The 15,020-nt window shown below is 66.8% G+C and carries 13 protein-coding genes and 3 tRNA genes; 3 read left to right on the plus strand and 13 right to left on the minus strand.

Annotation, left to right across the window (positions count from 1 at the left end; translation table 11 throughout):
- Positions 1 to 73 precede the first annotated feature (73 nt).
- The 5 genes from ABWO17_RS15390 to ABWO17_RS15410 form a co-directional block, all read right to left on the minus strand.
- Complete coding sequence (locus ABWO17_RS15390) at positions 74 to 1,498, minus strand: FAD-binding oxidoreductase (RefSeq protein WP_353120068.1); 1,425 nt, start codon at positions 1,496 to 1,498, stop codon at positions 74 to 76.
- Between the two features lie 94 nt (positions 1,499 to 1,592).
- The gene (locus tag ABWO17_RS15395; protein ID WP_353120070.1) at positions 1,593 to 2,267 is read right to left on the minus strand and encodes an amino acid ABC transporter permease; all 675 of its coding nucleotides are present in this window, start codon (positions 2,265 to 2,267) and stop codon (positions 1,593 to 1,595) included.
- On the minus strand, positions 2,267 to 3,052 hold the full coding sequence (locus ABWO17_RS15400; RefSeq protein ID WP_353120072.1) for an amino acid ABC transporter ATP-binding protein: 786 nt from the start codon (positions 3,050 to 3,052) through the stop codon (positions 2,267 to 2,269). Before ABWO17_RS15400 ends, ABWO17_RS15395 begins: the two co-directional genes overlap by 1 nt.
- Positions 3,053 to 3,061: 9 nt before the next feature.
- Positions 3,062 to 3,742 carry an amino acid ABC transporter permease gene (locus ABWO17_RS15405; RefSeq protein WP_196609730.1) on the minus strand — a complete coding sequence of 227 codons (681 nt, stop codon included), beginning with the start codon at positions 3,740 to 3,742 and terminating at the stop codon, positions 3,062 to 3,064.
- Between the two features lie 197 nt (positions 3,743 to 3,939).
- Positions 3,940 to 4,689 carry an ABC transporter substrate-binding protein gene (locus ABWO17_RS15410; RefSeq protein ID WP_353120075.1) on the minus strand — a complete coding sequence of 250 codons (750 nt, stop codon included), beginning with the start codon at positions 4,687 to 4,689 and terminating at the stop codon, positions 3,940 to 3,942.
- A 302-nt stretch (positions 4,690 to 4,991) separates the two neighbouring features.
- Here ABWO17_RS15410 and ABWO17_RS15415 point away from each other — a divergent pair, with 302 nt between their 5' ends.
- Both ABWO17_RS15415 and wbaP read left to right on the plus strand, forming a co-directional pair.
- Positions 4,992 to 5,564 (plus strand): flavin reductase family protein, encoded by a 573-nt coding sequence (locus ABWO17_RS15415; protein ID WP_353120077.1) that lies wholly within the window; start codon positions 4,992 to 4,994, stop codon positions 5,562 to 5,564.
- Positions 5,565 to 5,706: 142 nt separating this feature from the next.
- The gene (wbaP, locus tag ABWO17_RS15420) at positions 5,707 to 7,125 is read left to right on the plus strand and encodes an undecaprenyl-phosphate galactose phosphotransferase WbaP (RefSeq protein WP_353120079.1); all 1,419 of its coding nucleotides are present in this window, start codon (positions 5,707 to 5,709) and stop codon (positions 7,123 to 7,125) included.
- Positions 7,126 to 7,251: 126 nt separating this feature from the next.
- On the opposite strand, the gene ABWO17_RS15425 is transcribed toward wbaP, so the two are convergent.
- The 5 genes from ABWO17_RS15425 to ABWO17_RS15445 form a co-directional block, all read right to left on the minus strand.
- Positions 7,252 to 8,388 (minus strand): glycosyltransferase, encoded by a 1,137-nt coding sequence (locus tag ABWO17_RS15425; RefSeq protein ID WP_353120080.1) that lies wholly within the window; start codon positions 8,386 to 8,388, stop codon positions 7,252 to 7,254.
- A 202-nt stretch (positions 8,389 to 8,590) separates the two neighbouring features.
- The gene (locus ABWO17_RS15430; RefSeq protein ID WP_353120082.1) at positions 8,591 to 10,306 is read right to left on the minus strand and encodes a SulP family inorganic anion transporter; all 1,716 of its coding nucleotides are present in this window, start codon (positions 10,304 to 10,306) and stop codon (positions 8,591 to 8,593) included.
- Between the two features lie 779 nt (positions 10,307 to 11,085).
- Positions 11,086 to 12,420, minus strand: coding sequence for an AraC family transcriptional regulator (locus tag ABWO17_RS15435; protein ID WP_353120084.1), 1,335 nt, complete (start codon positions 12,418 to 12,420; stop codon positions 11,086 to 11,088).
- Between the two features lie 141 nt (positions 12,421 to 12,561).
- Positions 12,562 to 12,798: a hypothetical protein gene (locus ABWO17_RS15440; RefSeq protein ID WP_353120086.1), complete on the minus strand. Its 237-nt coding sequence runs from the start codon at positions 12,796 to 12,798 to the stop codon at positions 12,562 to 12,564.
- Between the two features lie 174 nt (positions 12,799 to 12,972).
- The gene (locus ABWO17_RS15445) at positions 12,973 to 13,830 is read right to left on the minus strand and encodes an SDR family oxidoreductase (protein ID WP_353120088.1); all 858 of its coding nucleotides are present in this window, start codon (positions 13,828 to 13,830) and stop codon (positions 12,973 to 12,975) included.
- A 240-nt stretch (positions 13,831 to 14,070) separates the two neighbouring features.
- Between ABWO17_RS15445 and ABWO17_RS15450 the strand changes: the two genes are divergently transcribed.
- A complete protein-coding gene (locus ABWO17_RS15450; protein WP_353120090.1) occupies positions 14,071 to 14,505 on the plus strand; it encodes a winged helix-turn-helix transcriptional regulator in 435 nt (144 codons plus the stop codon).
- 74 nt (positions 14,506 to 14,579) lie between these two features.
- Here ABWO17_RS15450 and ABWO17_RS15455 read toward each other — a convergent pair.
- The 3 genes from ABWO17_RS15455 to ABWO17_RS15465 form a co-directional block, all read right to left on the minus strand.
- Positions 14,580 to 14,656: transfer RNA gene (locus tag ABWO17_RS15455), tRNA-Asp, on the minus strand.
- Between the two features lie 99 nt (positions 14,657 to 14,755).
- A tRNA-Asp gene (locus ABWO17_RS15460) sits at positions 14,756 to 14,832 on the minus strand.
- 6 nt (positions 14,833 to 14,838) lie between these two features.
- Positions 14,839 to 14,914 (minus strand) — tRNA-Val (locus tag ABWO17_RS15465).
- Positions 14,915 to 15,020: the final 106 nt, after the last annotated feature.

Below are 15,020 nucleotides of genomic sequence, written 5' to 3' on the forward strand. Positions count from 1 at the left end.
CGGGAGGGGGGAGAAAACTTCTTCAGAAGTTTTCTCCCCCCTCCCGATTCTCTTCATTCCTGCTCTTTCTTCTCTACCCGAACACCTTGCCGGGGTTCATGATGTCCTTGGGGTCGAACACCTTGCGAATGCCCTGCTGCAACCGGATGGAGGCGGGGGAAAGTTCCAGGGGCAGCAGGTGCTTCTTGGCTTCGCCTATGCCATGCTCGCCGGAGATGGTCCCGCCAAGCTCCAGCACCTTGCCCACCAGCGCCACGATGCCCTGCTCCACCACGTCGCGGGTATCGCGGGTGGGGGCGGTGACGTTGAGGTGGATGTTGCCGTCACCCGCGTGGCCGAAGGCGAAGATCTCCATGCCGTAGCGCCGCTCATACTCCGGCAGCGCGGCCACCAGTTCGGCAATGGCCCCAAGGGGCACGGCCACGTCCTCGGACATGTACAGGGCGGCGTAGTCGTGGATGCGCAGCGACACCTGGCGGCGCGCGCCCCACACGCGGGCGCGGGTTTCCTCGTCAGCGGCGGGCAGTACGTGGGTGGCGCCCTGCTGGCGGCAGATGGCGGCCACCAGATCAAGCTCGGGCACGATCTGCTCGCGCGCCCCGTCCAGTTCGATGATCAGCAGCGAGGGCTTGTCGCCGGGCACGGGGATGGGCAGCAGTTCGCCCAGCAGGCGGATGCAGCGGTGGTCCAGGAATTCGATGGCCGAGGGCAGGTGCCCGCCCCCCAGCACGGCGGCCACGCCGCGCATGGCGGCGGCCATGTCCGGGAAGGCCACGGCCATGCTCACGGTGGCGGGCGGCAGGGGCACCAGCTTCAGGGTCAGGGCGGTGATGACGCCCAAGGTGCCTTCCGATCCGCACAGCAGGTGGGCCATGTCGTAGCCCACCACACCCTTGCGGGTGCGCACCCCGGCGCGCAGCAGTTCGCCGTCGGGCAGCACGGCCTCCACGCCCAGCACGTAGTCGCGGGTGACGCCGTACTTCACGCAGGCGGGACCGCCCGCATTGGTGGCCACGTTGCCGCCGATGGTGGAACGGTCCATGCCCGCCGGGTCCGGCGGGTAGTACAGGCCCTGTTGGGCAGCGGCATCGCGCACGCGCTGCGAGATGACGCCCGCCTCCACCTCGGCCACCAGATTGCGGGGATCGATGGCGCGGATGCGGTTCATGCGCTCCAGCGACAGCACCACCCCTCCGCGCACGGCAAGGCAGCCACCCGCAAGGCCGGTGCCGCCGCCGCGCGGAATGACCGGGATGGAATGGGCGCTGGCGCAACGCAGCAGCGCCTGCACCTGTTCCACGGTTTCCGGCAGCACCACCAGGTCGGCGGGGGCGCGCAGTTCCGAGGCGTCGCGGTCGTAGGGCTGGCCGGGGGCGTGCAGCACGGCGGCTTCGCCCACGGCAGCCACGATGGCGGCGCGGTGGGCGTCGGTGAGCACGAAACGGGGAGAGGCGCCGGTATCGGCACCGGGGATGCAGGGGGACGTCTGGTCAGACATGTGGGGCACGCTGGCCCGGCAGCACGGCTGGTGGCGTGCGCCGCCGGGTTCCGCCACCGGGCGAGGCCGGAGGGGAAAACCGGCGCGCGGCGCGCTACTGGCGCGGGCGGCCGAACCCGGGAATGTGGAAGCGCTCCTCCACCTTGTGGAGCAGCCACGAAGCCACGGTGACAAGGAACAGGTAGTACGCGCCCACCACCAGGAACACCTCGGTGAAGCGGAAGGTGCGGGACGCGAGCACCTTGGCCTCGCCCGTGAGTTCGATACACGTGATCACGTAGGCGAGGGACGAGTACTTGATGAGGTAGACGATCTCGTTGCCGCAGCCCGGCAGCGCGCGCCGCACGGCCTGGGGCACCACGATGGAAACGAGGGTCTGCATGGTGCTGAAGCCCAGCGCCTGCGCCGCGCTGAGCTGCCCCTGCCGGATGGAGAGCAGCGCGCCGCGCACGTATTCCGAGTTGTAGGCCGCGCTGCACAGGATGAAACCCAGCACGGATGCGGCGTACGGTTCGAGGTAGATGCCGATGTTGGGCAGCCCGAAATAGAGGATGAACAACTGCACCAGCAGCGGCACGCCCCGGAAGGTGGCGGTGTAGGCGTTGGCCATGCGCTGCATCCACGGCTTGCCGAACACCCGCACGATCCCGATGATCACCCCGAACAGCAGGCCGAACACGGCGGAGGGCACGATAAGCTTCACGCTCATCCACAGCCCGGCGTTCAGTTGGGGGAACACCCGGTCGACGAGGAAATCGACGTCGAGCACTAGCTGCACTCCTCGCACAGGTCGGTCAGGCGGCTGCAAAAGTCGGCGGTGCGGGTGCCGGAGCCGGGGGCCAGCAGTTCCGCCGGAGACCCGCGCTCGATGATGCTGCCCCGCTCCATGAACAGGATTTCGTGGGCCAGGGCGCGGGTGAAGTCCATCTGGTGCGAGGCCATGACCATGGTCATGCCGCCACGGGCCAGATCGCGGATGACCGCCAGCACTTCGCCCACAAGTTCGGGGTCGAGGGCAGAGGTCGGCTCGTCCAGCAGCATCACCTTCGGGTCCATGGCCAGGGCGCGGGCAATGGCCACGCGCTGCTTCTGGCCGCCGGAAAGCTGTGCCGGGTACAGGGTGGCGCGGTTGGCCAGGCCCACCCGTTCCAGTTCGGCCATGGCCCGTTCGGCGGCGGCCTTGCGGCTCATGCCGCGCACCTTGCGCAGGGCGATGGACACGTTGTTCAGCGCGTCAAGATGGTCGAACAGGTTGAAATCCTGAAAGATCATCCCCACCTGCTGGCGAAAGGCGTACAACTCCGACTTGCGCGCGGCGTCCACCACCCGGCCTTCCAGGCGGATGTGCCCCTCGTCCGGCGGGATGAGGTAGTTGATACACTGGAGCAGCGTGCTCTTGCCCGCGCCGGAAGGACCGATGAGCACCTTCAGTTCGCCCTTGTCCACATCCATGGAAATGTCGGACAGGATGCGCTTGCCGCCAAGGGTCTTGCCGATGTTCTCGAGGCGCAGGATGGGAGTGCCGGACGTGGAAACGCTTTCGGGCGTGGCCATGGTATATCCTTATAACGGTCCGTGGCTGGCATAGCCCGGAATGTGCAGCTTGTGTTCGAGACGGCGCAGCACCTTGAGCCCTATCAGGGTGATGACGAAGTAGAGCGCCCCCGCCGTCATGTACAGCGGCAGGTGCTCGTAGGTGCGCGAGGCCACGAAGTGGGTGCGGGCCATGATCTCGGGCGTGCCGAGCACGAAGGCCAGCGCCGAATCCTTGAGCAGGATGGAATATTCGTTGGACCAGCCGGGTATGGACAGGCGCAGGGCCTGCGGCAGGACAATGGACCGGATGGCAGTGCCGTCGCTCATGCCCAGGGCGCGCGCGGCGCGCAGTTGGCCCTGCGGCAAGCCCTGGATGGCCCCCCGGAATATCTGCGACTGGTAGGCCGCGCTGGTCATGCCCAGCACCAGGCACGAGGCGGCAAAGGCGGAAAGGTTCAGCCCGATGAGCTGGAACAGCCCGAAATAGAACAGCAGCAGCAGCACCAGAATGGGCATGCCCCGAAAGAACCAGACGTAGAACCCCACGGCAAGCCGCACGGGCAGCGTCCCGTACACCTGGGCCACGGACATGGGCACGCCGAGCAGCAGCCCCAGCGCCATGGCCCCGAACACGGTGGCGACGGTGACGAGGGTGCCTTCCAGAATGTACGGCAGGGCCTCTATGATGGTGGTGATGCTTTCAAGCATGAACGCGGGCCGTACGGCCCCCCCTTTTTTTGCTGTGGCGCGCCGGGGCGCAACGGGTTGCATACCCAAAAAAGGTCCGGAAGGCGACAGGATATTTCCCGCGCCCTCCGGACGGACATGCTCTGGCTGGCCGCGACCGCGCATGCGCGGCCACGACCGGGACCGGACGCGGCAGCGCCCGGCAGCCCTCGGCCGGATTACTTCTTGGCCAGGTGCTTCTGCTTCAGCTGTTCCCAGTAGGGGTCGGCCATGAGCAGCTTGTAGCCGTCGTTGATCAGCTTCAGCAGTTCGGCGTCTTCCTTGCGGGTGGCCACGCCGAAGTCTTCGGAATCGCCGTACACGCCCACGACCTGAATGGCCTTGCCCTTGGCGGCAGCGTCGTCGGCGGGCAGGTTGTCCATGGTGGCGGCGTCGATGCGGCCGTTCAGCACGTCCTCGATGGCCAGCGGGGCGGAATCGTAGAAGCGCAGGTCATAGCCGTAGCCCTTGGCTTCCTTGTCCTTTTGCAGCGCTTCGGCCTCGGAGGTGCCGCGCTGCACGCCCAGCTTCATCTTGCCCTTCAGGATCTGGTCGGCGGTGAGGGCGGCCCCCTTCTTGGCGATGAAGACCTGCTTCACGTTCCAGTAGGGGTTCGAGAAATTGACCTTCTCGCGGCGTTCTTCGGTGATGGACATGCCCGAGCAGACCATGTCGATCTTCTTGGCCAGCAGGTTGGGGATGATGCCGTCCCAGTCCATGGGCTGATGGGTGACCTTGAAGCCCATCTTCTTGGCGATCCAGTCCATGGATTCCACGTCGAAACCGGCGGGCTTGCCGCTCTTGTCCACGTAGGCGAAGGGGGGGTAGTTGGCGTCGATGCCGTTGATGTAGGTCTTCTCGGCAAAGGCCACGCCGCCAAGCGCCAGGACCAGGGCCAGGGCCGCCACAAGGGTGGTCATTCTGAACATGCTTGTGCTTCCTCTCGTTCGTTGAACCGTTGCTTCACCACGCCCACGCGCGGGGGTCCGTCCCCGGCACGCATACCGGCCACGCATACCGCCATGCGAACATGCCGGAAAAGCTAAATTTCTTCATTTCGCTACCAGAAACGGATTGCCCACGCAAGCGCCCCCCGCGTGATTTTGACAATTGCGTCGCCACTTGCCTTGCCGCGAGGGACAAAGTCTGCCAAACTTGCCCCCGGTGCCAGCCGCACCCGGACCTCGCCGTCCGGCACGGGCGGCGCCATCACCCCCAAACGAGGTCGGACATGATGAAATCCCTGGGTGCGCGCACCCTTGCCTATCCCACTCCGCTTTTTCTCGTGGGCACCTACGACCGCGACGCCCGCCCCAACATCATGGCGGCGGCGTGGGCGGGCATCTGCTGCTCGCAGCCGCCGAGCATCGCCGTTTCACTGCGCAAGGCCACCTATACCTACCGGTCCATCACCGAGCGCGGGGCGTTCACCATCTCCATCCCCTCGCGCGCCTACGTGCGCCAGGCGGACTACGCGGGCATCTACTCCGGCGAGAACGAGGACAAGTTCGCCTCGCTGGGGCTCACCCCCGTACCGGGCGAGCATGTGGACGCGCCCTACGTGGGCGAATTTCCCATGGCCATCGAACTCAAGCTGATCCACCAGATCGAAATAGGGCTGCATACCCAGTTCATCGGTGAAATCATGGACGTGAAGGTGGACGAATCCTGCCTGCGCGACGACGGCCTGCCAGACATCAACAAGGTGGACCCGGTAATCTTCGCGCCGGTTTCGCGCGAATACTACGCCGTGGGCGAATTCCTGGCCAAGGCATTCTCGGCCGGCAAGGGCCTGCGGTCCTGAGCATCCGGCAACGATGCACTGCGCGGTGCCGCACCGGTTGCGGCACCGCGTCGTTTTCCTTTATACAGGCAGCCCGGCACAAGACTTCCGTGCGCCGCACGGACCATGGAACGATGTCCAGAACAAACCGGCACCGCGCCTGATGCCCATGACACTTTGCTCCGTCCAGACCGCGCCCTGGCGAACCACCCTGCTGCTGGTGCTGGCGGATACCGCCGTCATCCTCTGCGTCACGCTGGCGGCAACCCTGCTCCGCGACCTTGCGGGCAACAGCATTCAGTGGGACTTCTATCCGCAGTTGCTGCCCTTCCTGCTGCTGCTGCCGTTGTTCAATGCAGCGCTCGGGTTGTATGCGGGCATCACGCTGCCCCCCCCGCAAGAGCTGAAAAAGCTCACCCTTGGCGCCACCATGGCCTTTTTGTGCGCCGGTTCGTTCATCTTCTTCGCCAAGGGCGGCGAACGCTATTCGCGCGTGGCCTTCCTGCTGGCCTGGCTGGGGTGCACCGTGGCCCTGCCGCTGTGCCGCCACTGGCTGCGTACCCGCCTTGTCCGCCGTGCCTGGTGGGGTGCGCCCGCCGTCATCATTGGCAACGGGGTCGCCGCAGAGGAGGTTGTGCGCACCCTGCGCGAGCGCCCCTTGCTGGGCCTGCGCCCCGTGGCCTGCGTGGTGCCGGATGGCAGCCCGGAGCTTTTCGCCGAAGGGTGCGGCCTTGCCTGCTGCGCCAACGACGAAGAGGCGGTACGGCGGTACCCCCACGCCTACGCCCTGCTGCTGCTCGACAGCTTCTCGGACAGCGAGGCGCGGCACCGCATCGTCGAGGCCACGGCACGGTTCCGCAACGTGCTGATCCTGCCTCCCTTTTCCACGGGCGGGGCTCGTTTGTGGGTCAGCGCCATGGACATCGGCGGGCTACTGGGCCTGCTGGTGCGCCAGAACCTGCTGGACGACAACCGGGTACGCCTGAAGCGGGCCATAGATCTTCTGCTTACACTGTCCAGCGCCATACTCGTCCTGCCGCTGATCCTGGCCATTGCCGCGTGGATCCGCATGGACAGCCCCGGCTCTCCCTTCTTCACCCAACGCCGCATCGGCCAGAATGGCCGCGAGATACGCATACTGAAATTCCGCACCATGGTCCGCGACGCCGAATGCGCGCTGCGCGACTGCCTGAGTGCCGACCCCGCGCTGCGCGCCGAATGGGAACGCGACCAGAAGCTGAAATACGACCCGCGCGTAACCCGGGCCGGGGCCTTCCTGCGCAAGACCAGCCTGGACGAGTTGCCCCAGTTGTGGAACGTGCTGCGGGGCGAGATGAGCCTTGTGGGGCCGCGCCCCATCGTGCAGGACGAGGTGGACAAGTACGGCGAGGTGTTCGACCTGTACACCCGCGTCAAGCCGGGCATCACCGGGTTGTGGCAGGTTTCCGGCCGCAACGACGTAAGCTATCCACAACGGGTGGAAATGGACCGCTACTACATCTGCAACTGGTCGGTGTGGTTCGACCTCTGGATTCTCGCCAAGACCGTGCCCGTGGTGTTGCAGCGCAACGGGGCCTACTAGGCCTGCGGGCCTTGCGAGAGGCCCCCTGAACCATGCCGCACACGCAGGAAGACCGGGAGCATGCTCCCGGCCTTCCTGCGTGTGCGGTCAACGCATGCGCCGCCCTGCGGGTCATGCGGCCCCCCGTCAGCGTTCTGGCCTCTGCATCATCCCCTGCCCCGCCACCTCGTGCAAGGCTTCTTCCACCACCGCGCCGAACTCCGTCCGGAATCGTTCCTCGCCGAAATTCCGGGCATGCGCGGCGATGCGCAGGGGGTCGAACCGCTGCTCCTCCCGTTCGTAGCGGTCCAGCGCGGCCACCAGCGCCTCCACGTCCTGCGTGCCGAAGAACAACCCCGTCTCGCCGTCCACCACCGTTTCCAGCGCCCCACCCCGCCCATAGGCAATCACCGGACGCCCGCAGGCCATGGCCTCCACCGGCACCATGCCGAAATCCTCTTCACCGGGGAACAGCAGCGCCCGGCTCTGGGTATACACGGTACGCATGGCGGCGTCGTCCAGCCGCCCCACGAAGCGTATCGAGGGACCGGCCACGGTCTCCAGCGCGCGGCGCATCTCACCGTCGCCCGCCACCACCAGTTGCCGGTTGGTGGCGGTGCAGGCGCGCACGGCCAAGTCCACCCGCTTGTACCCCACAAGCTGGCCAAGGCACAGGTAGGGTGCGCCATCAGCGGGCCGCGAAAGCTCGGCTGGTGCAAAGGCGTCCACGTCGACAGGAGGGGTTACGACGACCGCGTCGCGCCGCCAGTGCTTGCGAATGCGCGCCGCCACCGTGCGCGAATTGGCCACGCAGCGGTCCACCCGCATGGCCGACACGGCATCCCACATGCGCAGGTAATGGAACCACGGGCGCATCATGCCCCGCAGCAGCCAGCCCGCTTCTTCCAGGTAATCCTGATAAAAATCCCACAGGTAGCGCATGGGGCTGTGGCAATAGCAGACGTGGGGCGTATCCGCGCGGGTCAGCACCCCCTTGGCCGGGCCCGATTCGCTGGAAATGACCAGATCGTAGCCGCGCAGGTCCAACTGCTCCAGGGCCAGGGGCATGAGCGGCAGGTACTTCTTGTAATGCCGCACCGCACCGGGCAGACGCCCGATGAACGTGGTGCGGATGTCGTGCGCCAGCAGTTCGCGCGAAAGGCGGGTGCGGTCGACCACGTGGGTAAAGACGTCGGCCTGCGGATACATGCGGCACAGCGCCTCGACCACCTTCTCGCCGCCACGCATGCCCACGAGCCAGTAATGTACGATGGCTACCTTCATCCCGCCTCCGGCCCCGTGCCGTCATTGCCTGCATGTTCCATGATCGTGGCCTTGTAGCGCGCCCGGCCGGGCCGCGTCCAGCACGGGCTGCCTCCCCGGTCTGGACCACCAGCAACTCCCGTCCCGCATGCCAAGCGAAACGCCCCGCCGGTACTTGCCGGCGGGGCGTCGTCATGCCTTCTCCCGACCATTGCGGCGGGGGTTACTTCTGGGGTGCCGTGGGGGCCACCCCGTGCTTGTCGGCCAGCAGGCGCACGGCGTGCTCGATGGCCCGGTCCACGTTCTCGAACACGTTCTCGCGGCCTATCATGTCCAGGGTGCCGAAGCGCTGCATCATGTTGCGGGCGGCGGGCCGCACGCCGGACAGCAGCAGCACGGTGCCCCGGCGGCGGCAGGTGCGGTAGAACGCCTCCAGCGCGTTGGCCCCCGTGGAGTCCACGGTGTTCGCCTTGCGCATGCGCAGGATGAACACCTCCGGCTGCTTCTGCAACGCCTGCGACACGCTCTGGAAACGGTCGGCCACGCCGAAGAAGAACGGCCCGTCGATCTCGTACACCTGCACCCCGTCGGGCACGACCAGTTCCGCCGTCTCGCGCCCCTGGATCACCGGCTTGTCGTCGATGGCGCAGGAGCAGATGGCGGTCACCTCGCTCATGCGGCGCATGAACAGTAACGAGGCCAGCACCACCCCCACGTACACCGCAACGGTCAGGTCGATGACCACGGTGAGCACGAAGGTCAGGCACATCACCACCACGTCGGACTTGGGCGCGCGCAGCAGGCGCAAGAACTTGTGCAGTTCGCTCATGTCCCACGAAACCATGATCAGCACGGCGGCCAGGCTGGCCAGCGGAATGAACGAGGCCAGCGGGGCCAGGAACAGCACGAAGGCCACCAGCACCGCCGCGTGCACCATGCCCGCCACCGGGGTCTGCCCGCCGGAACGGATGTTGGTGACCGTGCGCGCGATGGCCCCGGTGGCCGGAATGCCCCCGAACAGCACCGAGGCGATGTTGGCCACGCCCTGTGCGGTCAGCTCGACATTGGAATTGTGCTTGTCGCCGGTCATGCCGTCGGCCACCACGCACGAGAGCAGCGATTCGATGCCCGCCAGCAGGGCGATGGTCATGGCGTCGGGCAAGAGTTCGCGCACCCGGGCAAAGGTGAACGTGGGCCAGACGAAGCTGGGCAGTTCACGCGGGATGCCGCCGAACCGGCTGCCGATGGTTTCGACCTGCAAGCCCAGCGCCCACACGGCAAGGGAGGCCACGGCAACCCCCACCACGGGCGCGGGAATGCGCGGAATGAACCGCCGCGTTGCCAGAATGCACGCCAGGGCCAGCCCGGCCACGCAGAGCGTCGTCGTGTTGATGGTGCCCAGGTGCTCGGCATAGGCCAGCCACTTGTCAAAAAATTCCGGCGGCACGGCATCCATGTGCAAGCCGAAGAAATCCTTCATCTGCGACGAGAAGATCAGCACGGCGATGCCCGCCGTGAAACCGGTGGTGACCGGATAGGGAATGTACTTGATCAGCACGCCGATGCGGCACAGGCCGAAGACCAGCAGCAGGGCCCCGGCCAGCAAGGTGGTGATGACCAGGCCGTCGTATCCGTGCCGGTAGATGACGTTGTAGATGATGACCACGAAGGCGCCGGTGGGGCCGCCGATCTGGTAGCGGCTGCCGCCCAGCAGCGAAATGAGAAACCCGGCCACTATGGCGGTGAACAGCCCGCGTTCCGGCGTGGTGCCCGAGGCGATGGCGAAGGCCATGGCCAGCGGCAGGGCCACCACGCCCACGGTAAGGCCCGCCAGCAGGTCGCGGATGAATTTCTGCGCCGAATACCCGGCGCGCAGTTCGGTGATGGTGCGCGGCAGAAAGGATGTCGCGCCGTCGTCCATGTTGTCTGTGCCAGCCATTACCGCTCCCTTGCTTGCGCGCGCCGGGGTGGTGCATGCAACCCCAGGCTCCGGTGGCGCCGTCAGTCCCGGCCGGATGCGGCAGCCCACCGCGCCCGGCCCCTGTCAGGAGTGCGCCACGCCCCAATTGACGCGCGTACTCACTCTCGAAAACCGCCTGCGTTTCGCCGGTCGTGCCGCACGATGCCTTGCCCCGACGGGACCGCAGGTCAGCTGGGATACGCGCCGCAACCTGCGGCAATGCTGCCGTTTTCAGCAGTAAGTAAAACATGCATCCCAAAGTCCGCAGCATTACGCCCGGTGCGGCGCATTGGCAAGCAAACTGTTATCCGTTGCAATTTCAGCGCATTGTAAAGTGTTATACAAGACTGTCGCATGCCAAACGCGCACAGGCGCCCCCCAGGCGCATGGGGACCGGCCCGTACCGCAGGCGTTGGCCGGTTTCACCTGGCAGGCAGGGCGTGCACGGGGGGGGGGTGAACCGCTGACGCAACGCTGCCCGGATACAAAGACGCCCAGACACAAAGAAGCCCGGACGCGCTGATGCCCAGACACGCCCACCCGCAGTTTGGGCAGGCTCGGCACGGCATGCCCACGACACGGGCAGCGCGCCCCCCGAAACGCACCAACCGACCGTGGGCCGTGGCCTGCGGTCGGTTGGTACGAAAAAAGTGCCGATAACGGCTGCGAAGCGCTGCGACATGCCACCGCGCATCGTCCGACGCGCGCGCCTTCAAGCGGGTGGCCCACGCCGGGCGGCGCGCCCCCCCCGTAAGCGCCTACAGCGGTCGCACCGCCACGCAGATGCCCACGTCCCACGGCCCTTCCGCCGGGCACCCCAGCATGTCGTGGTACAGTTCGTAGCCGGGGCGGTCGTCGCACTGCCAGCCGCTGGCGGGCAGCCACTGGGTGTACATGTCGTTCCAGGCCCGAAAGAATCCGTCGCAGGGAATCATGCTGCGGTATTCGGCGTACAGCCCGCCGGACAGGGTCTGCACGCTGATGCCCGCCTCGGCCAGTTCCAGCGCATCCGCCTCCGGCCCTATGGCGATGCAGGCGTCATAGCGGCAGTTTTCCGGCGGGGTCACTTCCGGATTGTCCCAACTCACACCGAATCCTGGCACACCGGGCCGCAACAGGCCGCGCTGCCCGGCCCAGGCCATCAGGCGTCCCCACACCGGGCCGATGGTTTCGCTGGCATAAGGGCCGATGTGCCGCAGGTAGGCCACGCGGTAGGCGGGCTTTTCCGTAACTTCCACGTTCATGACGTCGCTCCTTGCGCTGTCCGGGTCCAGCCGGATGTATGGCGGGTCGCCCGAAAACCACGGCATGCCCCCGTGCGGAGGAACCGTGCCCGGCAGGGCCGGGGTGCCGGACGACTCCGGATGGTGCGTCGTGGGGCTGACCGCCCCGTCGCGCCCAGTTGCCTCATTACGCATGACGGGTTCGTACACCGGGCCGCCGGACAGGGCGTTTCGCGCCTTGCCATTCCCGGCATGCGCGCGAAAGGGGTCGGCCAGCAGGCAGTAGGCTCCTTCCCGGTCCGCGCCGGTCTGATAATGGCGGCGGCGGCGGTACTCGCTGGGGGTCATGTCGAAGCGTTCACGAAAGGCACGGGCGAAATTCTGCGACGAGGAAAATCCGCAGTACATGGCCACGTCGGTCACGCTCAAGGTCGGGGCAAAGGCCAGCAGGTTGGCCGCGCGGTCCATGCGCAGGCGGCGGATGAACGCGTGCAGCGTCTCGCCCACCAGCCCGGCGAAGATGCGGTGGAAATGAAAGCGCGAAAAGGGCGCGGCCCCGGCCAGTTCGTCCAGGGTGAAGTCGCGCGCGGGGTCCGCCGCGATGTAGTCGATGACCCGGTTGATGCGCGCCTCGTACCGGCGCAGGGTGTCTCCGCGCAGGGGCAGGCATTCCGGGCGGGGCAGGCCGAAGGCGGTGTCCGCGCCGGGCGGGGCGTAGTCTGCGAAGCCCCCCGTGGATGACATCGCGGAAGCCTCCTGCACGGTGCTGCCCATGCCGGAAGAACCGGCGGAGGTACCGCCGGGGGGTGCGGCACCGGGTGCGGTTCCGGACACGTTGCCGGGGGCGGTTTCGAGCCGAGAACACGTCATGGGAATCTCCGGTGACGGGGGATGCCGGTTGTGAAGCAGGCCGCTGAAAATTCGGGCAGGGTCCGCAACGGCCCGCTTGCGCCTTCGCGCCGCCGGTGCCGCAGCACGCCCGCGCGTGCGGGGCATGATGCCTCCGGGCGGTCAGAGCCGGGTGTCCTTGGTGCCCGAATAGGTGAAGGCGTTGGAGATCATGGCCCAGTGCCCGCCCCTGTCCACGCCCACGGCCTGCCCGCAGGCGCACCAGATGCGCCCGTCGCGTTCCTGTGCATCGTACACGCGGGTGATGCGATCCTTGTGGCAGCGCAGCACCTCGCCCTTGCCGAGCTTCGCGTATTTCCAGAGTTTGCGGCGGCAGGCCGCGCAGCGCAGGGTGAGCATGGCCCGTCAGATAGCAGGTGAGGAGGAAAGTGTCAGCCATGGTGCGGCGGACGGGCAGGACGGGCAGGCCGGGATGGGTCCCGAGGCACGCCCCCCCCCGCATGACGCAACAGGGCCGCGACATCCCAGCCGCGGCCCCGGTGCATCATACAGATGGTGATCCTGGCGGACCGGCTACAACGTTTTCAGGGCCCCCTCCACCAGCGTGGCCAGCGGCGTGGTGGGCCGCCCGATCAGCGCGGAAAGCTGATGCCCGTCGTCGAACAGGCCGCCCCTGGCCGCGCCCGCATCGGAATCGGCCAGCAGGTCCGCGATGGGCTCCGGCAGCCCCGCGCCCACCAGCACCGCACGGAACTCCGCCTGCGGCAGGTTGGTGTACCCGATCTGCCTGCCGGTCTGGCGGCTGACCTCGGCGGCCAGTTCCGCCAAAGTGTACGAGGTATCGCCCGCCAGTTCGTACACCCTGCCCGTGTGGCCCTCGCCGGTCAGCACGGCCACGGCGGCCGCCGCGTAGTCCGCCCGCGCGGCAGAGGCGATGCGCCCGTCACCCGCGCTGCCCACGAACGCGCCCTGTTGCAGCGCGCCCGGCAGGCTGGCCAGATAATTCTCGGTGTACCAGCCGTTGCGCAGCAGCACGTGCGGCAGGCCGGACGCCCGCAGCAGGGCCTCCGTTTCGCGGTGTTCCGCGCCAAGGCCCAGCGGCGTGGTGTCCGCATGCAGGCTGCTGGTGTAGACCACCAGCCCCACGCCCGCGCGTTTGGCGGCCTCGATGACGTTGCGGTGCTGCGGCACGCGCGCTCCCACCTCGCTGGAAGATATCAGCAGCAGCCGGTCCACGCCCGCCAGGGCCGCATCCAGCGTTTCCGGCGTTGCGTAGTCCGCCGTGCGCACCACAACGCCGCGGGCGGCCAGGTCCGCCACCTTGGCCGGACTGCGCACCGCCGCCACGATGTTGTCCGCAGGCACGCGGGCCAGCAGCCCTTCCATTACCAATCGGCCCAGTTGGCCGGATGCTCCGGTTACGGCAATCATGGTCAAACTCCTTTACGTTCAGGGTTGGAGTTGCCAATATATGACCGACACGCACTTTTCGTAAGTACGCACACGAAGGTAAGTATGAAGAAAATTGTCCCCGACTCTGCCACCGTATCCGCTGCCGTCGGAAATCCCACTGTTTTCGGCCCACCCGACACATCCGGCGCATCCGACATACATGGCGCATCCGACATACATGGCGCATCCGACATACATGGTGCATCAGGCGAATCCGGCATGCCCACTGCCACAACCGGCACCGCGCTCGCCCCCGGCCCCACGGCCCCTGCCGCCCTCACGTCCCCCGCCGCGCTTGTATTGCGCGGCAACCTGTTCGCGGAAAAATGCCCATCAGGACAGATCCTGACCCATGTCACCAGCCGCTGGGGCGTGCTGATCCTGGTGGCCCTGCTGGAAGGCACGCACCGCTTCAGCGAATTGCGCCGCCGCATCGGCGGAGTGAGCGAACGAATGCTGTCCCAGACCCTGCAACGGCTGGAGGCCGACGGCTTCGTCCTGCGCACCGCCTACCCCGTGGTGCCGCCCCACGTGGAATACAGCCTGACGCCGCTGGGCCGGGAAATCAGCGGGCGGGTCCGGCAATTGACGGATTGGATAGAGGAAAACCTGGGAAGGATCGGCAAGGAACAGCCCGCCAGAAGCATCGAATGACCACGGTTTCCAACTGCGCACGCCCAAAACGCAAAAGGGGCGAGGTATTGCTACCTCGCCCCTCGTGCATTCGATGGCGGAGCGGAAGGGACTCGAACCCTCGGCCTCCGGCGTGACAGGCCGGCGTTATAACCGTCTTAACTACCGCTCCGCGGAAACCCGGACATGGATACCGACCGCAAAGCGGTCTTCCATGCCGGGAAATTCGGGCTTTAAAAAGGGGGAGCTTGCGCTCCCCCCTCTGGGATCCTGGCGGAGCCGAAGGGACTCGAACCCTCGGCCTCCGGCGTGACAGGCCGGCGTTATAACCGTCTTAACTACGGCTCCGCGTGGTGGTGGGCAGTGCAGGGCTTGAACCTGCGACCCCCGCCGTGTGAAGGCGGTGCTCTCCCAGCTGAGCTAACTGCCCACGTAGGAAGGACTGTCTATCCTCACCCCCCCGAAGTTGTCAACGGAATTTTGCCGGGCGCGCACACTTTTTTGGTTCGCACATGCAACCAAATGTACTTACATGT

Source organism: Nitratidesulfovibrio sp., assembly GCF_040373385.1.
GTDB lineage: Bacteria > Desulfobacterota > Desulfovibrionia > Desulfovibrionales > Desulfovibrionaceae > Cupidesulfovibrio.